16 protein-coding genes are annotated in these 19,101 nt (G+C 72.8%); 11 read left to right on the top strand and 5 right to left on the bottom strand.

What is annotated here, in order from left to right; genetic code table 11:
* Positions 1–58: 58 nt before the first annotated feature.
* Entirely contained in the window at positions 59–1,189 is a 1,131-nt protein-coding gene (locus tag HT134_RS23380; protein ID WP_175602568.1) for a CaiB/BaiF CoA transferase family protein, read from the bottom strand.
* Between the two features lie 160 nt (positions 1,190–1,349).
* On the opposite strand from HT134_RS23380, the gene HT134_RS44785 reads away from it, so the two are divergent.
* From HT134_RS44785 to HT134_RS23355, 5 genes are all read left to right on the top strand, one after another.
* Positions 1,350–2,903: a serine/threonine-protein kinase gene (locus HT134_RS44785; protein ID WP_217708223.1), complete on the top strand. Its 1,554-nt coding sequence runs from the start codon at positions 1,350–1,352 to the stop codon at positions 2,901–2,903.
* Positions 2,900–3,883, top strand: a complete 984-nt coding sequence (locus HT134_RS23370) for an NAD(P)-dependent oxidoreductase (RefSeq protein WP_175602567.1) — start codon at positions 2,900–2,902, stop codon at positions 3,881–3,883. Before HT134_RS44785 ends, HT134_RS23370 begins: the two co-directional genes overlap by 4 nt.
* A 148-nt stretch (positions 3,884–4,031) precedes the next feature.
* Positions 4,032–5,381 carry an FAD-binding oxidoreductase gene (locus tag HT134_RS23365; RefSeq protein ID WP_175602566.1) on the top strand — a complete coding sequence of 450 codons (1,350 nt, stop codon included), beginning with the start codon at positions 4,032–4,034 and terminating at the stop codon, positions 5,379–5,381.
* Positions 5,382–5,385: 4 nt separating this feature from the next.
* Positions 5,386–6,645 carry an SAM-dependent methyltransferase gene (locus HT134_RS23360; protein WP_175602565.1) on the top strand — a complete coding sequence of 420 codons (1,260 nt, stop codon included), beginning with the start codon at positions 5,386–5,388 and terminating at the stop codon, positions 6,643–6,645.
* 76 nt (positions 6,646–6,721) lie between these two features.
* A complete protein-coding gene (locus tag HT134_RS23355) occupies positions 6,722–7,162 on the top strand; it encodes a group II truncated hemoglobin (RefSeq protein ID WP_175602564.1) in 441 nt (146 codons plus the stop codon).
* 7 nt (positions 7,163–7,169) lie between these two features.
* Here HT134_RS23355 and HT134_RS23350 read toward each other — a convergent pair whose 3' ends face one another.
* Entirely contained in the window at positions 7,170–7,556 is a 387-nt protein-coding gene (locus HT134_RS23350) for an ACT domain-containing protein (RefSeq protein ID WP_175602563.1), read from the bottom strand.
* Positions 7,557–7,634: 78 nt separating this feature from the next.
* Between HT134_RS23350 and HT134_RS23345 the strand changes: the two genes are divergently transcribed.
* Positions 7,635–8,591, top strand: coding sequence for a phage baseplate protein (locus HT134_RS23345; protein WP_217708222.1), 957 nt, complete (start codon positions 7,635–7,637; stop codon positions 8,589–8,591).
* Positions 8,592–8,600: 9 nt separating this feature from the next.
* Here the strand turns inward: HT134_RS23345 and HT134_RS23340 are convergent, their stop codons facing one another.
* Positions 8,601–10,133, bottom strand: coding sequence for a long-chain-fatty-acid--CoA ligase (locus tag HT134_RS23340; RefSeq protein WP_175602561.1), 1,533 nt, complete (start codon positions 10,131–10,133; stop codon positions 8,601–8,603).
* Positions 10,134–10,291: 158 nt separating this feature from the next.
* Between HT134_RS23340 and HT134_RS23335 the strand changes: the two genes are divergently transcribed.
* The 3 genes from HT134_RS23335 to HT134_RS23325 are packed head-to-tail and all read left to right on the top strand — an operon-like array spanning position 10,292 to position 14,023.
* Positions 10,292–11,857 (top strand): GMC family oxidoreductase, encoded by a 1,566-nt coding sequence (locus HT134_RS23335; RefSeq protein ID WP_175602560.1) that lies wholly within the window; start codon positions 10,292–10,294, stop codon positions 11,855–11,857.
* A 28-nt stretch (positions 11,858–11,885) separates the two neighbouring features.
* Positions 11,886–13,139 (top strand): cytochrome P450, encoded by a 1,254-nt coding sequence (locus tag HT134_RS23330; RefSeq protein ID WP_175602559.1) that lies wholly within the window; start codon positions 11,886–11,888, stop codon positions 13,137–13,139.
* Between the two features lie 47 nt (positions 13,140–13,186).
* Positions 13,187–14,023, top strand: a complete 837-nt coding sequence (locus tag HT134_RS23325; RefSeq protein WP_175602558.1) for an alpha/beta fold hydrolase — start codon at positions 13,187–13,189, stop codon at positions 14,021–14,023.
* 46 nt (positions 14,024–14,069) lie between these two features.
* Here the strand turns inward: HT134_RS23325 and HT134_RS47715 are convergent, their stop codons facing one another.
* Entirely contained in the window at positions 14,070–15,290 is a 1,221-nt protein-coding gene (locus HT134_RS47715; protein WP_175602557.1) for a TRM11 family SAM-dependent methyltransferase, read from the bottom strand.
* Positions 15,291–15,532: 242 nt separating this feature from the next.
* Here HT134_RS47715 and HT134_RS23315 point away from each other — a divergent pair, with 242 nt between their 5' ends.
* On the top strand, positions 15,533–16,774 hold the full coding sequence (locus tag HT134_RS23315) for a cytochrome P450 (protein WP_175602556.1): 1,242 nt from the start codon (positions 15,533–15,535) through the stop codon (positions 16,772–16,774).
* A 32-nt stretch (positions 16,775–16,806) separates the two neighbouring features.
* Here the strand turns inward: HT134_RS23315 and HT134_RS23310 are convergent, their stop codons facing one another.
* The gene (locus HT134_RS23310; RefSeq protein ID WP_175602555.1) at positions 16,807–18,462 is read right to left on the bottom strand and encodes a hypothetical protein; all 1,656 of its coding nucleotides are present in this window, start codon (positions 18,460–18,462) and stop codon (positions 16,807–16,809) included.
* Here HT134_RS23310 and HT134_RS23305 point away from each other — a divergent pair.
* Positions 18,461–18,715, top strand: coding sequence for a hypothetical protein (locus tag HT134_RS23305; protein WP_175602554.1), 255 nt, complete (start codon positions 18,461–18,463; stop codon positions 18,713–18,715). The two genes, HT134_RS23310 and HT134_RS23305, sit on opposite strands and share 2 nt — an antisense overlap.
* Positions 18,716–19,101 lie beyond the last annotated feature (386 nt).

Raw genomic sequence — 19,101 nt, 5'->3', positions numbered from 1 at the left:
GCCGGTGAGGCGGGAGACCCGGGACCGGCGGGACCGGCGGGGCAGGCGGCCGGCCGGATCAGGCCAGCACGCCCTGGGCGCGCAGCTTGGCCGCGGTCTCGGCCGGGATGCCCCACGACGACAGGTCCTCCAGGCGCGTGGCCGGCGACAGGTCCGGCTCCGGCACGCCGAGCAGGCGCGGCGCGGGCACGGGCTGCACGACCCCGCCCACCTCGGTGAACGCGCCACGCGCCACGTTGTGCGGATGCCGGGCCGCCTCCGCCATGGACAGCACCGGCGCCACGCACGCGTCCGACCCCTCGAAGACCGCCTCCCACTCCGCCCGGGTGCGCTTGCGGAACTCCTCGGCCAGCCGGGCCTTCAGCGCGGGCCACTGGGCCCGGTCGCCGCGGTCGGGCAGGCCGGGGTCGCCGGCCAGGCCCATGCGGGTCAGCATCTCCGCCCAGAACTTCGGCTCCAGCGGCCCCACCGCGAGGTGGCCCCCGTCGGCGGTCTCGTACGTGTCGTACATGGGGGCGCCGGTGTCGAGCAGGTTGGTGCCGCGCGGTCCCCAGCCGCCGCTCTGCGCCGCGTTGTAGAACATCGCGAACAGCAGCGCGGCCCCGTCCACCATGGCGGCGTCGATGACCCGTCCGAGGCCGGTGCGCTGGCGCTCGACCAGGGCGAGCAGGATGCCGTAGGCGAGCATGAGGCCGCCGCCGGCGAAGTCGCCGAGGATGTTGACCGGCGGCGTCGGCGGCTGGCCGGCGCGGCCGAGCTGCGACAGCACGCCCGCGACGGCGATGTAGTCGATGTCGTGCCCGGCGGTGGCGGCGAGGGGGCCGTCCTGGCCCCAGCCGGTCATCCGGCCGTAGACCAGCCGCTCGTTGACGGCGTGCAGGTCGGCGGGGCCGATCCCGAGCCGCTCCGCGACCCCGGGCCGGAACACCTCGATGACCGCGTCGGCGCGGCGGGCCAGCTCCTTGAACGCGGCCACGCCCTCGGGAGCCTTGAGGTCCAGCCCGATCGTCCGCTTGCCGCGATCCATGACGTCGGAGCGCGGGGCCGCCGAGACGGCGGCGACGCGGTCGATCCGCAGCACCTCGGCCCCGTGGTCGGCGAGCATCATGCCGGCGAACGGCCCGGGCGCGAGCCCGGCGAGCTCCAGCACGCGCACGCCGGCGAGCGGTCCCTGACGGCCTTCGGACATGGGCGTCTCCTCGGTGATGCGGGCCGCGGGCCGGTCCCGCCCGGACCCCAGTAGAACAACATTCGGTGAGCTGTCGCAAGCCACCTTTGCGACCTTCCGGCGAAGCAAGGAGAGGTATGGGAAACTTGCCCACTGATCGGGTGGTCTACAGGGGTAGGACATGGTTTCGGATAGCACGCCGCTGATCGCCAGGCGTTACCAGTTACTCCGCGAGCTGGGGCGCGGTGGCATGGGGGTCGTCTGGGAAGGCCGCGACACGCTGCTCAACCGGCAGATCGCGGTCAAGGAAGTGCTGCTGCCCGACGGGCTGCCGCGCGCGGAACAGGAGAACATCCTCCTGCGCACGGCCCGCGAGGCCCGTACGGCGGCGCGGCTCAACCACCCGTCGGTCGTCGCCGTCTACGACGTCGTCGAGGAGGACGGCCGGCCCTGGATCATCATGGAGCTGGTCTCCCACCCCTCGGTGGAGCAGGTCGTCGCCACCACGGGCGCGCTGCCCATCCGGCAGGCCGCCGACGTGGGCCGCCAGGTGCTGTCCGCCCTGCGCGCCGCGCACGAGGCCGGGATCCTGCACCGCGACGTCAAGCCGAGCAACATCCTGCTCGCCGACGACGGCCGGGCCGTGCTGACCGACTTCGGCATCGCCACCGCCGAGGGCGACTCCTCGCTGACCCGGACCGGCATGGTCACCGGCTCGCCGAGCTTCCTCGCGCCCGAGCGGGTGCGCGCCGCCGAGGCCGGGCCGCCCTCCGACCTGTGGTCGCTCGGCGCCACGCTGTACGCCACGCTCGTGGGCCGCTCGCCGTTCGAGCGGGGTGAGGCGATGGCCACGCTCAACGCCCTGCTCAACGAGGAGCCCGACTACCGCCGCATCCCGCCGGCGATGCACCCGGTGCTCAAGGGCCTGCTCCGCAAGGAGCCGCACGAGCGGCTGACCGCCGAGGAGGCCGACCGGCTGCTCGCCGAGGTCATCGCCTCCCGTCCCGCGGGCGCCGACATGGACGCGCCCGACGAGGGCACGCCGCGCCGCCGCTCCAGCCGTACGCTGCTGGCCGCCGCCGCGGCCGCGGTGCTGGTGCTCGCGGGCGGAACGGTCGCCTACCTCAACCTGGTGCCGCCCGCCGAGGGCACCTCCACGATCGCGCAGCGCGCCGCCACCAGCCCTCTGCCCAGCGCGCCCGCCACCGTCACCGCGACCACGCTGCCCGCCGCCGTCACCCCCAGCGCCACGCCCACGCCCACGCGCACCAGGACCGTCCCCCTGACGCGGACCTGGACCTCGCGCGAAGGCTGGACGATCGCCCGCCCGTTCGGATGGCGCGGCGCGCGCAAGGAGGCCTACACCGAGTGGACGCGCCGCGACGGCGCCGCCCACCTCGGCGTCCAGGCCGTCTACGTCCAGCGCGACGCCGCCCAGCTCATCGAGGACGCCGAGACGCTGCTCCGCCAGGGCGCCCCCGACCTGCGCGTCGCGGGCCGCCGGTCCGTCATGCACCGGGGCGTCAAGGCGGTCGAGTGCGAGTTCGTCTACACGGCCGGCCCCGGGTCGGACACGCCGTGGGCCCGGCCGGGCGTGCGCTACCGGGAGCTGCGGCGGGCCGTCGTCGCCGGCGACACCTCCTACATCCTGTCCTGGACGGTCGCCGAGGCCCAGTGGCGGCGCAGCGCGACGCTGATGCGGCAGGTGATCGGCAGCTTTACCGTAGGGGCATGACGCCCTGGAACCTCCTCGCCCTGGCGCCGCTTCCCGAGGACGCGCTGCGCGGCCTGATGGCCCCGCTCGGCGACCGGGTGGAGGTCCGGGCGCCCGCCTCCCGCGACCGCGCCGCGCTGCTGGCCGCCCTGCCCGAGGCCGAGATCGTGGTCGGCGACTGGACGGCCGAGCTGGCGCTCGACGCGGAGGCCGTCGCGGCGGCGCCCCGGCTGGCGTTCGTGCAGCAGCCGTCGGTCGGCGTCGACGGCCATGACCTGGCCGCGCTGGCCGCCGCCGGCGTCCCCCTCGCCAACACCGCCGGCGTCAGCGCCACGGCGGTCGCGGAGTGGTGCGTGGCCGCCGCGCTCGCGCTGGTGCGCCGGCTGGCCGACGCCGACGCCGCCGTCCGTGCCGGCGGCTGGCCCCAGCAGTCGCTCCAGCCGGGCGAGCTGAACGGCAGGCGCGTCGGGATCGTCGGGTTCGGCCCGATCGGCGCGGCCTGCGCCCGGCTGTTCCGCGCGTTCGGCTGCGAGGTGTCGTACTGGACGCGCACGCCCCGCGACGAGCCCGGCCAGGTGGACCTGGAGACGCTGGTGTCGGCGTCCGACGTGCTCGTCGTGGTGGTGGCGCTGGCCGACGAGACGCGCAGCGTCATCGACGCCCGCCGCATGAAGCCGGGCGCCCTGCTGGTCAACGCGGCCCGCGGCGGGGTCGTGGACCAGGACGCGCTGGCCGCCGCGCTGCGCGACGGCCACCTCGGCGGGGCCGCGCTCGACGTGTTCGAGACCGAGCCGCCGCCCGCCGACGATCCCCTGCGCGAGCTGCCCGGGGTCCTGCTGTCGCCGCACGTCGCCGGCGTCACCCCCGGGTCCACCGGCCGCCTGCTGGAGTCGGTGCTGGCCAACCTCGCCGCCGTCCTCGACGGCCGCCCCGTGACGAACGTGCTGAACGGTGTCTCCCCGACGGTCCGTCGCCGGCCGGGCCGGTCACCGTCCGTGTAGCCCCCAGCTCGGAGCCCATGGGGCCACCTGGCGCGAAGAACAGTTTTCGAGTCTTTAACGACCCCGGTCTGTTCGACGTCTGGCCCGGGAGATACCTTCTTACGGACGATCTCTACCAGCTCAAGGGGGTGCTTAGGTGACGACGACGATGTCGACACACCAACGGGCAGTAGAGCAGATCCGGCGGTCCTACGCGGAGATCCCCGGTGGCGCGGCGCCCCGGCTGGCGAAGGCGACCTCCAACCTCTTCCGGTTCCGCGACGGCGGCAGGACCGCCAAGCTGTCCGCGCGCGACCTGGACGAGGTCATCAGCGTCGACCCGGAGACCATGACGGCCGAGGTCCAGGGCATGACGACCTACGAGCACCTGGTCGACGCCACGCTGCCGCACGGCCTCATGCCGTACGTCGTCCCGCAGCTCAAGACCATCACGCTGGGCGGGGCCGTCACCGGCCTCGGCATCGAGTCCACGAGCTTCCGTGACGGGCTGCCGCACGAGTCGGTCGAGGAGCTGGAGATCCTCACCGGCGACGGGCGCGTCATCGTGGCCCGCGACGACAACGAGCACCGTGACCTGTTCCGCGCCTTCCCGAACTCCTACGGCACGCTCGGCTACGCGCTGCGCATCAAGATCCGGCTCAAGCCGGTCCAGCCGTACGTGCGGCTCACGCACCTGCCGTTCACGGACGCCGGCAAGTGCATGCTCGCCATGCAGGAGATCTGCGAGCGCATGGAGCACGACGGGGAGCCCGTCGACTTCGTCGACGGCGTGTTCTTCTCCCCGCAGGAGATGTACATCACGCTCGGCCGCTTCGCCGAGCGCGCCCCGTACGTCTCCGACTACACCGGCATGCGCATCTACTACCAGTCGATCCGCAACCGCCAGCGCGACTGGCTGACGATCCGCGACTACCTGTGGCGCTGGGACACCGACTGGTTCTGGTGCTCGCGCGCCTTCGGCGTGCAGCAGCCGGTCGTGCGCTCGCTGATCCCGCGCCGCTGGATGCGCTCCGACGTCTACCGCCGGCTCGTCGCGCTCGACCGCAGGCACGGCGTGACGGCGCGGATCGACCGCTGGGCCGGCCGGCCCGTGCAGGAGTCGGTCATCCAGGACGTGGAGGTGCCGGTCGAGCGGGGCGCCGAGTTCCTCGACTTCTTCCACGACAAGGTCGGCATGACGCCGGTGTGGATGTGCCCGCTGCGGGCCTCGTCCCGCTGGCCGCTCTACCCTCTGGAGCCCGGCCGGCTGTACGTGAACTTCGGTTTCTGGGGGATGGTCCCGCTGCCGCGGGGACGGTTCGACGGCTACTACAACCGGTTGATCGAGCACAACGTGCACGAGCTCGACGGCCACAAGTCGCTCTACTCGACGTCCTTCTACGCCCGCGAGCAGTTCTGGGAGCTGTACAACGGCGGCGCCTACTGGCCGGTCAAACGGGAATACGACCGGGAGGGGCGCCTGCTGGACCTGTACGACAAATGTGTGCGGGGAAGGTGAGCAGATGGCTCTGGCAAGCATCTTCGAGAAGATCGTCGGCTCTGAGGCGAAGGTCGCCTTCCGGGCGTACGACGGGAGCAAGGCGGGGCCGGACGGCGCCGACCTCTGTCTTGAGGTGAAGTCGCCGATCGCGGTGGCCTACCTCGCGCAGGCGCCGGGCGAGCTGGGCCTGGCCAGGGCCTACGTCTCGGGTCACCTCGACCTCCACGGCGACCTGTACACCCTGCTCGATCGCATGTGGACCATCACGACCAACGACCTGACCACGGCCGAGAAGGTCGCGGCGGTCCGGGCGCTGGGCGTCAAGCCGCTGCTGATGCGGGTGCCCCCGCCTCCGCAGGAGATGCGGCAGAGCACGCTGGCCCGGCTGGGCTCCCGGCACGCCAAGCAGCGCGACGCCGAGGCCATCCACCACCACTACGACGTGTCGAACCGCTTCTACGAATGGGTCCTCGGGCCGTCCATGGCCTACACCTGCGCGGTCTTCCCCACCGACTCCTCGACCCTTGAGGAGGCGCAGTACGCCAAGTTCGACCTGGTGGCCCGCAAGCTCGACCTCAAGCCGGGCATGCGGCTGCTCGACGTCGGCTGCGGCTGGGGCGGCATGGTCATGCACGCCGCCAAGCACTACGGGGTCAAGGCCCTCGGCGTGACGCTGAGCAAGCAGCAGGCCGAGTGGGCGCAGCAGGCCATCGCCGAGGCGGGCCTGCAGGACCTGTGCGAGGTCCGCCACATGGACTACCGCGACGTCCCCGAGGGCGGCTTCGACGCGGTCAGCTCCATCGGCCTCACCGAGCACATCGGCAAGGCCAACGTGCCGGGTTACTTCCGGTTCCTGTACGGCAAGCTCAAGCCGGGCGGCCGGCTGCTCAACCACTGCATCACCCGGCCGACGGGCGCCGAGAAGACCTTCAACAAGGGCGGCTTCATCAACCGCTACGTCTTCCCCGACGGCGAGCTGGAGTCGGTGGGCTGGCTGATCCGCCAGATGGAGGACCTCGGCTTCGAGATCCGCCACGAGGAGAACCTGCGCGAGCACTACGCCAAGACGCTGCGCCACTGGTGCGACAACCTCGACGCCAACTGGGCCGACGCGGTCGAGGAGGTCGGCATGGGCACCGCCCGGGTGTGGGCGCTGTACATGGCGGGCTGCATCGTGGGCTTCGAGCGCAACAAGGTCCAGCTCCACCAGGTGCTGGGCGTCAAGCTGGACAAGGACGGCCGCTCCGGCGTGCCGCTCCGCCCGGCCCGCGACTGGCCGTGATCCGCGGTGAAGGGGCGCGAGGCGGCATCGCCTCGCGCCCCTTCACGCGTCGGCGGGCATTTGTAATGCTGTAATCATGGTCTCCTTATACGAGCACGCCGGCGGGCACGAGGCCCTGCACCGCTTCGTCGACCTCTTCTACGGCAGCGTCCTGAAGGACCCGCTGCTCCAGCCGCTCTTCGGCGCCGGCCGCCCGCACCACGTCGCGCACCTGACGGCCTTCACGGCCGAATCGTTCGGCGGCCCGGACGTCTTCACCCGCGAGATGGGCGGCTTCCCCACCCTCATCAAGGCCCACCGGGGGCTGCGCATCCGCGAGGACCAGCGGCAGCGCTTCGTGGAGCTGTTCATGGCCGCGGCCGACGACGCCGGGCTGCCGGACGACGCGCCGTTCCGCCAGGCGCTGCGGGAGCACGTCGAGTTCGGCAGCCACGTGGCCTTCCAGAACTCCCACGCCGAGACCGACGACCAGCTCCACCCGCTGCGGGAGGTGCCGCGCTGGGACTGGCCCTCCTAGCGCGGGTTCACGACCGCAGGTGCTTGGTGTCCACCCGGTGCCCCGCGCCTTCGAGGACGGCCACCGCCTCCCCGGCCCTCGGCTCCGGCACGAGGACGAGGTCGGCGTGGAAGGTCGAGGCGACGAAGACGGGGATCGCCGCCTCGGCCAGCGGCCCCACGACCGCCGCCAGCATGCCCGGGGCGTCGAGGCCGTGCGCGCTCGCGGCGCCGTACAGGCCGATCCAGCGCTCGCCCGAGCCCGACGGCCACGCCTCGCGGACCACGGTCAGCCCCTCGGGGGCGCGGACCAGCGCGATCCACTCGTCGTCGTCGGGGAAGGTCGCGTGGGGCAGGTGCTCCACGGCGAACGCGGACGGGACGACACTGAGGCGCTGGGCGGTGGGTGACGACATGGCACGTGTCTACCACGGCGAGATCACCCGCTAGGGTGTTGGGCTCCTGTCGATCGTTGTGGAGGACCCTTGTCCGAGATGTCATCGTCCTTGACCAGGAGGGGGCTGCTCGTGGGCGGCGCCGGGGCCGCCGCGACCACGTTGCTGGGCGGCAGGGGCGCCGAGGCCGCCGCGAGGGCCGCCGGCCGGTTCGACGTGGCGGCGCCCGCCACGAGCCTGATCTGGAAGAAGGCGCTGTACGACGAGACGGTCCTGCAGTCGTTCGCCTTCGACAACGCCCACGGCCACATCTACACGGTGCAGGTCAAGAACGGGGCCGGCAGCTCGGCGGCCGGCCACCTCTGCCTGACGAAGCTCAGCCTCAGTGGCGCGGTGCTCGGGCACATGTACCTCATGGGGTTCGGCCACGGCGTGCAGATCGGCGTGGAGCCGTCGGGCGGGTCGGCCTACCTGTGGACCGAGACCGACGCGGTCGCCGACGGCGCCGACGCCTGGGGCAACCGGCTGGCCAGGTTCGCCTTCGCCTCCGGCCGGACGATCACCCCGGCGTCCGCCGGCGTGACGCGGTACGCGCCCGTGACCGGCGCGACCAACACCACGTGCGCCATCGACCCCTCCACCGGCCGGCTCGTCATGCGCTACCGCAAGCACGGCGGCTTCCGCTACGCCGTCTTCCCGCTCCAGGCGGTCAGGTCCGGCTCGCGGACTCCCGTGCACGACATCGCCCAGCCGGCCGGCCTCGGCACCTTCCAGGGCTACGCGGCCCACGGCGACTACCTCTACCTGCTCGACGGCGACGCCTACGGCTCGGCCAACCCGGCGCCGGGCAACACCTACGTCACCTGCGTCGACCTGCGTACCGGCCGCAAGGTGCAGCGGGCGCTGACCCAGGCCGGCAAGTCGCTGGACCACCGCGAGCCGGAGGGCATGGCGATCCAGATCGCCTCGGGCCGCCCCCGGCTCTGCCTCGGCCTGGCCTCGGGCGCCTCCGGGGCCAGGAAGGCGAGCATCTTCTACAAGAGCGCCCTGGTGTGAGGGGCGGCGTCAGCGCAGCTCACGCTTGAGGATCTTGCCGGTGGCGGTCATGGGCAGGGCGTCGCGGAACTCCACGATGCGCGGGTACTTGTAGCCCGCCATGTTCTCCCTGCACCAGGCGACCAGCTCCGCCTCGGTGATCGTCGCGCCCGGGGTGCGGATGACGTACGCCTTGACCTCCTCGCCGTGCGAGTCGTGGGGCACGCCCACGACCGCGGCGAGCGAGACCGCCTCGTGCGTCAGCAGCACCTCCTCCAGCTCCCTCGGGTAGACGTTGAAACCGCCCCTGATGATCATGTCCTTGGCCCGGTCGATGATCGCGTAGTAGCCGTCGGCGTCACGGGTGGCGATGTCGCCGGTGCGGAACCAGCCGTCGCGCAGCACCTCGGCCGTCGCCTCGGGGCGGCCGTAGTAGCCCTTCATGACGTTGTGGCCGCGGATCGCGATCTCGCCCGGCTCGTCCTCGACCGTCTTCCATTCGGCGTCGACCAGCCGCATCTCCACGCCCCAGATCGGGGTGCCGATCGTGCCCGGCTTGGCGGGCCGGCCCGGCTGGTTGAAGCTGGCCACCGGCGAGGTCTCCGACAGGCCGTACCCCTCCAGGATGGGGACGCCGACGGTGCGCTCGAAGTCCTTCAGCACCTCGACCGGCAAGGAGGAACCGCCCGAGACCGCCGTCCGGAGCGTGGCCGGCAGCTCGCCGCCGTCCGCGTGGATCCTCGTCAGCAGCGCCCAGTACATCGTCGGCACGCCCGCGAAGAACGTGACGCCCTCCCGGCGCATCAGCTCCAGCGCCTCGCCCGGCTCGAAGCGCGGCATGAGCACGACGGCGGCGCGCCGCCGGAAGCCGACGTTCATGACCACCGTCTGGCCGAAGGAGTGGAACAGCGGCAGCACCGCGAGGTAGACGTCGCGCTCGATGTCGCGCTCGAACATCTGGTCGCAGACCAGGGTGTTCATCAGCATGTTCTGGTGGCTCAGCTCGGCGCCCTTGGGCTGCCCGGTGGTGCCCGAGGTGTAGAGGATCACCGCGGTGTCGTCGGGGGCGGTCGCCGCGGTCTCGAACGTGCCGGGCATCCCGTCCAGGGCCGCCCAGAACGACTCGCCGTACTCCGACTCGGTGGCCAGCGGCGTGGCGGGCAGCACGAAGAAGTGCTCGCACCCCTCGGCGGCCTCGAAACCGGCCCGGCCGCGCTCGCCCAGCGGCAGCTCCGGCGTGCCCTCGAAGCAGAACAGCGCCTTGGCGTCGCTGTCGTCGAGATGGTAGGCGATCTCGCGCGGCTGGAGCAGCACGTTCAGCGGCACCACGGCGGCCCCGGCCTTGAGGATGCCGTAGTAGACGAACGGGAAGTACGGCAGGTTCGGGCAGGCCAGCGCCACCTTGTCGCCCGGGCCTATGCCGCGCGACACCAGCAGGTTGGCGACCTGGTTGGCGACCGCGTCCACCATCGAGTACGGCAGGCGCATGTCGCCGAAGACCACCGCGACGCCGTCCGGGTTGTTCCTGGCGCTGTCCTCCAGCACGACGGACAGGTTGAGCATGTCGCCTTCCTCCCTCTGCGCAGCCTCAGCGAGCTCGCCGCCATCTTCGCAGGACGGCATACCGACCGGTAGGTAGCAGGGGTCACAAGTGGATATGGACGCCTCCGGCCGCCTGGAGTAAGCAGGTACCACGTCACTCAGGCCTGCGGAGGAGCCACATGGACTACGACTACGTGATCGTCGGCGCGGGGTCGGCGGGGTGCGTGCTGGCCGGCCGGCTGTCGGCCGACCCCGGGGTGAGCGTGGCGCTGGTCGAAGCGGGAGGCCCGGACGACAAGCTGGAGATCCGCATGCCGGCGGCCTTCAACAAGCTGTTCAAGACCGCCTACGACTGGAACTACACCACCGCCAAGCAGCCCGAGATGTCCGGCCGCGAGCTGTACTGGCCGCGCGGCCGGGTGGTCGGCGGCTCCTCCTCGATCAACGCGCAGATGTGGGTGCGCGGCGGCCGGCTCGACTACGACCAGTGGGGGGTGCCCGGCTGGTCCTACGACGAGGTGCTGCCGTACTTCCACCGGGCCGAGCACCGCGAGGGCGGCAACGCGGGCGGCGTGTACGGCACCGACGGCCCCCTGTACGTCTCCGAGCTGCGCAGCCCCAACGTCACCACGGCCGCCTTCCTCAAGGCGTGCGAGGAGCTGGGCATGGCCCGGCTGCCCGAGCTGAACGGCCCCGGCGACGAGGGCTGCGGCCCCACCCCCGTCAACCAGCACCGGGGCCGCCGGTGGAGCGCCGCCGACGCCTACCTGCGCCCCGCGCTCAAGCGGCCGAACCTGACCCTCGTCACGGGCGCGACCGTGGACCGGGTGGTGTTCGACGGCTCGCGCGCCGTCGGCATCGAGCACGACGGCGGCGCCCAGGTGCGGGCCCGGCGCGAGGTGATCCTGGCCGCGGGCGCGATCGGCTCGCCGTACCTGCTCATGCGCTCGGGCGTGGGCGCGGCGGCCGAGCTGCGCGACGCGGGCGTGCCCGTGGTGCGCGACCTGCCGGAGGTCGGCAAGAACCTCCAGGACCACCTGTCGTCGGGGGTGATCGTCCGCTGCCGGCAGCCGGTGACGCTCAGCAAGGCCGAGTCCGTGAGCAACCTGCTGCGCTACCTCGTGCTGCGCTCCGGCATGCTCACCACGAACGTGGGGGAGGCCGTCGCGTTCGTGCGCACCTCGCCGGAGGAGCCGGCGCCGGACGTCGAGCTCATCTTCGCGCCGGGCCCGTTCGTCGACCACGGGCTCACCCCGCCGACCGGCCACGCGATGACCGTCGGCGTGGTGCTGCTCCAGCCCGAGAGCCGCGGCCGGATCGGGCTGAACGGGCGTGACGTGGTCGTCGACCCCGGCTACCTGACCCGCGAGGGCGACCTCAGGCGGATGGTCGCCGGGCTGAGGACGGCCAAGCAGATCTTCGCCACCGCCGCCATGCGGCCGTACGCGGACGGGCCGATGCCGCCCTACGACGGCCCGGAGAGCGACGAGGAGCTGGCCCGGTGGGTGCGCGAGCGCGGGGAGACGCTCTACCACCCGGTCGGCACCTGCCGGATGGGCGTGGACGACGCCTCGGTCGTGGACCCGGAGCTGCGGGTGCGGGGCGTCGAGGGGCTGCGCGTCGCCGACGCCTCGATCATGCCGACCCTCAATCGCGGCCACACCCACGCCCCGGCCATAATGATCGGGGAGAAGGCCGCCGATCTGATCCTGGCGGCCCGTACCCGGCCGGACTCCTTGACGTAAGTGGGCACTTGCACAAGGCTTTGCGGTTATGACCATCTCCGCCGACATGGACCTGTCGCAGCTTCCGTTCTGGTCGCTGCCGCAGGCCCACCGCATGGAGACCTTCCGGCGGCTGCGCGCCCTCGACCAGCCCCAGTTCGTGCCGGAGCAGCCGCTGCCGTTCATCAAGAGCGGCGCGGGATACTACGCGATCGTGCGCCACGCCGACGTGGTCGAGGCGAGCCGCACGCCCGAGGTGTTCAGCAGCGAGCCGTGCTCCAACAGCATCCCGGACATGCCGCGCTGGCTGGCCGTCTACTTCGGCTCGATGATCAACATGGACGACCCGAAGCACGCCCGGCTGCGCCGCATCGTCTCGCGCGCCTTCACCCCGCGCGTCCTCGCCAAGATGGAGGAGGACCTGGAGCGGGCCGCCGCCGAGATCGTGGACCAGGCGATCAAGGAAGGGCCGCGCGACTTCGTCACCCAGGTCGCCGCCAGGCTCCCCGTACGCGTCATCTGCGACATGATGGGCGTCCCGCCCGCCCTGCACGACCTGGTGCTGCGCCGCACCAACGTCATCCTCGGCAACGCCGACCCCGAGTACACCGGCATCGGGCCCGAGCTCACCCGCCTCAACGTGGCGCGCGGGCTGGCCCGGCTCATCCACGCCGGCTACTCGCTCAACCGGCTGGCCGCCCGCCTCGGCGACGAGCGGCGCAAGCGGCCGACGGGCGACCTGGTCAGCCTCCTCGTCAACGGCGAGGAGCGGCTCACCTCGCAGGAGCTCGGCTCGTTCTTCATCCTGCTCGTGGTGGCCGGCAGCGAGACCACGCGCAACGCCATCGCCCACGGGCTCAAGCTCCTCACCGACCATCCCGACCAGCGGCGGCTGCTGACCGACAACTTCGAGGGGCTCATCGGCAAGGCGTGCGACGAGATCATCCGCTACGCCACCCCGGTGATCCAGTTCCGGCGCACGGTCACGCGCGAGCACGTCATGAACGGCATGCGCTACCGGCCGGGCGACAAGGTGCTGCTGTTCTACAACTCCGCCAACCGCGACGAGTCCGTCTTCCGCGACCCCGACGCCTTCGACATCACCCGCGACCCCAACCCGCACGTCGGCTTCGGCGGTCCCGGGCCGCACCACTGCCTGGGCGCCCACCTGGCGCGCCGCGAGATGACCGTGATGTTCCGGGAGCTGTTCACCCGGCTGCCCGACATCCGGGCGGTGGGGGAGCCCGACTACCTGCTGTCGAACTTCATCAACGGGATCAAGCACCTCCGTTACGCCTACTGAGCGCTTTCCCGGGGTCCGCGGCCAAGCGGGTGCTAGGTTTCGCAGTCATGGAGATCAGGACGATCCACGCCAACGGGGTGGAGTTCGCGTATCTGACCGTGGGCGAGGGGCCCCTGGCCCTGTGCCTGCATGGGTTCCCCGACACCGCGCACACCTGGCGGCACCTCATGCCGGCGCTGGCCGAGCGCGGCTACCGGGCGGTGGCGCCGTTCATGCGCGGGTACGCGCCGACCGAGGTGCCCGCCGACGCCGCGTACGAGGGCGCCGCGCTGGCCGCCGACGTGGCCGCCCTGCACGAGGAGCTCGGCGGCGACGACCGCGCGGTGGTGGTCGGGCACGACTGGGGCGCCTTCCCGGTGTACCACCTCGGCGGGCGCTTCCGCCGGTCCGTGGCCATGGCGGCGCCGCCGGTCGGCGCCATGGCCGGCTCGTTCCTCACGTACGAGCAGCTCAAGCGCTCCTTCTACGTGTTCCTCTTCCAGACCGGGCTGGCCGAGACCGCGGCGGCCGCGCCCGGCTTCCTGGAGGGGCTGTGGCGGGACTGGTCGCCCGGCTACGACGCGGGGCGGGACCTGGAGTTCGTCCACCGCAGCCTCGGCCGGCCCGCCAACCTGGCCGCCGCCATCGGCTACTACCGGGCCATGCTCGGCACCACGCCGCCCTCGGGCCGCCACCCCGAGCCGGAGCCCACGACCGGGCCGGTCCTCTACCTGCACGGCGGGCAGGACGGCTGCCTCGACCCCGGCCTGGTCGAGGCCGTGCCGGAGCACCTGCCGGCGGGCTCGCGCGCGGCGACCGTGGACGGGGCCGGCCACTTCCTCCACCTGGAACGGCCGGACGAGGTCAACCGGCTCATCCTGGACTGGCTCGGCCCCGCCTCCTGACCACCCGCCCCGCCTCCTGCCCGTCCGGCCGCGCCCGCGCCGGCGGTCAGTGGCGGCGCCGGGCCGGGTGGAGGACCGCCAGGAGCGGGTGCCTTCCGGACAGGGACACCTCGATCGCCCGCTCGACGCGGAAGCCGTCCGGCACGTCCTCGGTCAGGGCCACCACCAGCCCGCCGGGCGCCAGCACGCGCCGGACCTCCCGCCACAGCAGCCCGCCGTCCCGCGCCAGCAGCCCGGCGGCGGCGACCTGGCGGCCCCAGGGCGGGTTCACCAGCACCCGGTCCACGCTCCCCGAGGGCACGGGCAGCCGCCCCGCGTCGCCGACGACAAGGGTCAGGGGCACCCCGGCCCGCCGGGCGTTGGCCGCGGCGGCCCGCACGGAGGCGGGGGACCGGTCGATCCCGGCCAGGCGGGCGCGCGGCGCCAGCAGCCCGGCCTCCACCAGCGTCGTCCCCGCCCCGCAGCACGGGTCCAGCACGACCGGGCCCGCTCCGTGCCCGCGGTCCGGGCCCGCTCCGTGCCCGCGGTCCGGGCCCGCCGCGGCGAGGTCCGTCCCAGTGAGGCCCGTTTCAGTGAGGCCCGTTCCAGTGAGGCCGGCTTCGGTGAGGCCGGCTCCGGTGAGGCGGGCTTGGGTGGGCCCGGTTTCGGCGTGGCCCGCCTCGGGGAGGCCCGCGAGGGCGGCCATGGCGGCGGCCAGCGGCGGGTGCAGGGTGCCGGGGATCGAGTCCTCCTTGTACGGCCGGCGGTGCAGCGGCCGCTCGCCCAGTCGTACGGCGATGACCGCCTGGTCGTCCTCGATGGTGACCCGCCACGGCACCGCCCCCGGCGGCGGCGCGACGCCGCCCGCGCGGGAGTGGTACGGCACCCCGAGCGCCCGCGACAGCCCGGCGCCCACGGCGTCCTCGACGTCGAAGCGGCTGTAGGAGCGCCGCCCCACGAACGTCGCCGACACCTCGACCGGCCGCCCGCCGTCTCCCGGGGCGCGGGCCGTGCGGCGGAGCGCCAGCGCGGCGCCGGCGTCGGCGTTCCCGGCGGCCCGCCGCAGCCGCTCCAGCGCGCCGCGGCCCGCCCCGACGCCGTCCACGACGGCCGCCGCCAGCAGCACGTCGTCGGCCGTCCGCAGGCCCAGCAGATCGGTTCCGGTCCCGGGCGCCTCGAACCACACCTCGCGGTGGCGCAGTCTGCGCACGACACCCAGCTTCATGATTTCCGCGGCCAGCAGGGGCTCGATGCCACGCACCGCCCTGGCCACGGCGAAAGCACGCACGTGTCCTTCTCCAACGTCGCGACCCGGGACGGCCTCCGGCCGCCCCGCATCGCCGGCGGTGGGTCATGCCGCGACCCGCCGGCGGATCGCTAACGGAGCTGGAAGAAGAACTGCTGCACCCGCCCATGCTAGCGATCACCGACCGCTCGGCCGAACAGGTTTTTCCGGACTTCACGGACAGATACGTACGCTGTACGTCATGACCATTGACGTAAGTGGTCACTTGCCCGAATGATGGGCATATGACTGCCGTTGACTTCGATCTCTCGGACCTGGCGTTCTGGGCCAGGCCCATGGCCGAGCGGGCGCGGGCGTTCGAGGTGATCCGCTCGCTGGAGCGGCCGCCTCACTTCGAGGAGATGGAGATCTCCTTCGCCCCGAAAGGCCCCGGCTACTACGCCCTGGCCCGGCACGCCGACGTCGTCGAGGTCAGCCGCCATCCCGAGATCTTCTGCTCCGGCGACGGCGGGGCGACCAACATCCCGGACATGCCCGCCGAGTTCACCGAGTACTTCGGCTCGATGATCAACATGGACGATCCGCGCCACGCCCGCCTGCGCCGGATCGTCTCGCGGTCGTTCACGCCCAAGATGATCAAGCAGTTCGAGGCGGACGTGGAGGTGGCCGCCGCGAAGATCGTGGACGACCTGCTCGCCAAGGGGCCCGGCGGCGACTTCGTGACGGACGTGGCCGCCCGCCTGCCGCTGAAGATCATCTGCGACATGATGGGCATCCCCGAGCGCGACTACCAGTTCGTCTTCGACCGCTCGAACATCATCCTCGGCGGCTTCGACCCCGAGTACTCGAGCGGCGAGCCCGACCGCGTGGCCGAGCGCCTGCTCACCGCCGGCATGGAGCTCCAGCAGCTCGTGCAGGACCTCGCCGCCTACCGCGCCGAGCACCCCACCGACGACCTCACCTCGTCGCTGGTCAACGCCAACATCGACGGCGAGCGGCTGACCCTGCAGGAGCTGGGCTCGTTCTTCATCCTGCTCGTGGTGGCGGGCAACGAGACCACCCGCAACGCGATCTCGTACGGCCTGCGGCTGCTCACCAAGAACCCCGACCAGCGCGCCCTGTGGCTGCAGGACATCGACGGGCGCGCCCCCGGCGCGGTCGAGGAGATCGTCCGGCTCGCCTCACCGGTCAACTACATGCGCCGCAAGGTGACCAGGGACTTCGAGCTGAACGGCCACCTCTACCCGAAGGGCATGAAGGTCGTGCTGTTCTACTGGGCGGCCAACCGCGACCCCGAGGTGTTCACCGACCCGTACCGCTTCGACATCACCCGCGACCCCAACCCGCACGTCGGCTTCGGCGGACCGGGGCCGCACTTCTGCCTCGGGGCGCACCTGGCCCGGCGGGAGATCACACTGATGTTCCGCGAGCTGCTGCGCCGCGTCCCCGCGATCGAGGGCGGCGCGCCGGACCGGCTGCAGAGCAACTTCATCAACGGGATCAAGCACATGGAGTGCACGTTCTGAAGCCCGGCCCGGGCCGGTGGCCGCGCTCGCGGCTACCGGCCGAGGACCTTCAGCTGCCTGACCACCGTGTTGACGTCCGGGAGGAGCTGCTTGGCCGTCTCCGGGACCGACATGTAGACGATCGCCGGGACGTCCTTGCCGGAGTTCACGGCGATCGTCACGATCGTCGCCTTCTCCGTGGGTGAGGTCAGCGAGTAGGCGATCAGGCGGCCCGTGGAGTTCCCGACCCTGATCGGCTGCTGGGCGATCTTGCGGACCGTGTTGCCCTTCGGGAAGAAGTCCTTGCGGGCGTCCACCACGACCGCCTTGATGGCCGGCTCCAGGTCCTTGTCGGAGGTGAAGGACGAGGCCAGCGCCTGCGGCAGCGGGCCGGTGAGGATCTGGGCGTAGCTCTCGGGGCCCGTCTTGACGTACTGGCGGGTGTAGAAGCCGTACGTGCCGTGGACGGTGGCGCGCTGGTCGAGCTGCCACGTGCCGCCGAGCCGCGGGACGCTGATGCCGGCGTCGGCGTCGGTCACCGAGCCGAGCACCGGAGCGGCCTTGCCCGGGTAGCGCGGCAGGCGGCCGATCGAGGTGGCCTGCTTGGGGTTCTTGGGCGGCGTCGTGCCGGACGGCGGGGCCGAGGTCTGCGCGGCGGCCGTCTCCTTGCCGGAGCCGGACGCCAGCGGGCCCGCGAGGAACGCCCACAGCAGGGCGCCCACGAGCGCGATCGACACCGAACCGGCCAGGGCGTAGATCCAGATCGGCTTGCCCGGCTCGTCCAGCGACTCGGGCTCGCCCATGGCGTCGTAGTCCTCGCCGAAGACGGTGTCCCAGAGCTCCTGCTGCCGCTGCGGGGGAGGCGTGCGGGAGCCGCTGATCTGGCCGGCCGTCACGAACGGGCGGTCGGGGTCGGAGGGGTCACGGCTCAGGTTCGCACCGGGACGCGGCTGGCCGTCCGGCCGGCCCTGCTGGCCGGGGAACCCGGGGTCGCCGGGCTGCTGGTCGTCGGCGGGCGGCCGGCCCGAGGCGTGCTGGGCGTGCCCGGCCTGGCCGGGGCCCGCCGGCGGGTGGCCGGCGCCGGGGTGCGCGGGAGCGGGGTGACCGGGGCCGGGGCGGTCGCCGGACGGCCGTCCGCGGTCGCGTCCCTGGGAGGCGACCAGCTCGTCCACGGGGCCGCCGCCACGCGGTCCCTGCGGTGCCTGGTGCCGCGGCGGGCCCTGGTGTCCCTGCGGCGTGCCGCGCTCGTCGAGCCCGGCCGCGGGCGCGCCCAGGGGGGCGGCGCGGTCGTGCGACGGCGCGCCCTGCGGGACGGCGTGGTCGTGCGGCGGCGCGCCGCCGCCCTGGGGGACGGCCTGGTCGTTCAGAGGCGTGCCGCGGCCGTAGGTGACCGTGCGGTCCATGGCGGCCGCGGCCGACGCGCGCACCTGCCCGCCGTCGGCGGGCGGCCACGGGGCCGGGGAGCTGAGGTTGGACCAGGCGTCGGACGGCGAGGAGGGCGCGGAGACGCTGGAGGCGTCCTGCCAGGCGGGCACGGGGTCGCGGCGGCCGGGCTCACGGGAGCCGTCGCGCGCGCCGCCGTCCGTCCCGTCGCCGCGGCGTCCCGCTCCCTCACCGCGACGCGCGGAGCCGGGGGCGTCCCGGTCGTCCTGGCGCGGCGTCTCCGGCCAGGACGCGTTCGAGGCGACCGAGACGTCGGGCCAGGACATGTTCGACGCCGAGCCGGAGTCCGGCCAGCCGTTCGAGGCGGGGCCCGCGTCCGGCCACGGGTTGGAGGGGGAGGTCCCGCCCGACGGGGGCACGGGGTCCGGCCACGGGTTCGAGGGGGACGTCCCGCCCGACGGCGGTACCGGGTCCGGCCACGCGGCGGAAGGGCCCGCGTCCGGCCAGGAAGCCTGGGAGGCCTGGGAGCGCTGCGAGGGCCGACCGGCGGACGAGCCGCGGCGGGCGGACGAGGGCTGACGGGAGTCCCCGTGCGAGGAACCCTCCCAGGGCGGCACCTCGGGCCAGGAAGGTGGCAGGTGCTGTGCTCCGGAATGATCCGTTGCCATGGCTCCCGTACCTCCTGGTGGTGTTCTGTCCGCTTTTAGCGTGTCGGACATGATCTCATGGGATTTTCCAGGAGAGTCGGTGGGTTCCGCAGCGAAACGCGTGAAGCCATGCGGATCTGTGGGCGGATCCTGCATGGGCAGGCCGGCCAGGGACCACTGGGGCTCGACGGGGTGTACCACGGGGTCGAGGGTAGTCTAATGGGACATATGAGGTCACAACGGATAGATCACCATCGGGTCTCTTAAGGCGAGGAACTGGCGGGAAACGCCACTTGCGCCCGATGGTCACTGTCGAGT

The organism is Nonomuraea rhodomycinica, assembly GCF_013363995.1.
Taxonomy (GTDB): Bacteria; Actinomycetota; Actinomycetes; order Streptosporangiales; family Streptosporangiaceae; genus Nonomuraea; species Nonomuraea rhodomycinica.
Note: the sequence above shows the minus strand (reverse complement) of the source record. Positions and strands in the feature narration are given on the sequence as shown.

Excerpts from the sequence above, each read along its gene's own strand:
- HT134_RS23380 (WP_175602568.1), bottom strand. The coding sequence starts at position 1,189 with ATGTCCGAAGGCCGTCAGGGACCGCTCGCCGGCGTGCGCGTGCTGGAG.
- HT134_RS44785 (WP_217708223.1), top strand. The coding sequence starts at position 1,350 with ATGGTTTCGGATAGCACGCCGCTGATCGCCAGGCGTTACCAGTTACTC.
- HT134_RS23370 (WP_175602567.1), top strand. The coding sequence starts at position 2,900 with ATGACGCCCTGGAACCTCCTCGCCCTGGCGCCGCTTCCCGAGGACGCG.
- HT134_RS23365 (WP_175602566.1), top strand. The coding sequence starts at position 4,032 with ATGTCGACACACCAACGGGCAGTAGAGCAGATCCGGCGGTCCTACGCG.
- HT134_RS23360 (WP_175602565.1), top strand. The coding sequence starts at position 5,386 with ATGGCTCTGGCAAGCATCTTCGAGAAGATCGTCGGCTCTGAGGCGAAG.
- HT134_RS23355 (WP_175602564.1), top strand. The coding sequence starts at position 6,722 with ATGGTCTCCTTATACGAGCACGCCGGCGGGCACGAGGCCCTGCACCGC.
- HT134_RS23350 (WP_175602563.1), bottom strand. The coding sequence starts at position 7,556 with ATGTCGTCACCCACCGCCCAGCGCCTCAGTGTCGTCCCGTCCGCGTTC.
- HT134_RS23345 (WP_217708222.1), top strand. The coding sequence starts at position 7,635 with ATGTCATCGTCCTTGACCAGGAGGGGGCTGCTCGTGGGCGGCGCCGGG.
- HT134_RS23340 (WP_175602561.1), bottom strand. The coding sequence starts at position 10,133 with ATGCTCAACCTGTCCGTCGTGCTGGAGGACAGCGCCAGGAACAACCCG.
- HT134_RS23335 (WP_175602560.1), top strand. The coding sequence starts at position 10,292 with ATGGACTACGACTACGTGATCGTCGGCGCGGGGTCGGCGGGGTGCGTG.
- HT134_RS23330 (WP_175602559.1), top strand. The coding sequence starts at position 11,886 with ATGACCATCTCCGCCGACATGGACCTGTCGCAGCTTCCGTTCTGGTCG.
- HT134_RS23325 (WP_175602558.1), top strand. The coding sequence starts at position 13,187 with ATGGAGATCAGGACGATCCACGCCAACGGGGTGGAGTTCGCGTATCTG.
- HT134_RS23315 (WP_175602556.1), top strand. The coding sequence starts at position 15,533 with ATGACTGCCGTTGACTTCGATCTCTCGGACCTGGCGTTCTGGGCCAGG.
- HT134_RS23305 (WP_175602554.1), top strand. The coding sequence starts at position 18,461 with ATGTTCGACGCCGAGCCGGAGTCCGGCCAGCCGTTCGAGGCGGGGCCC.
- HT134_RS23310 (WP_175602555.1), bottom strand. The coding sequence starts at position 18,462 with ATGTCCTGGCCCGACGTCTCGGTCGCCTCGAACGCGTCCTGGCCGGAG.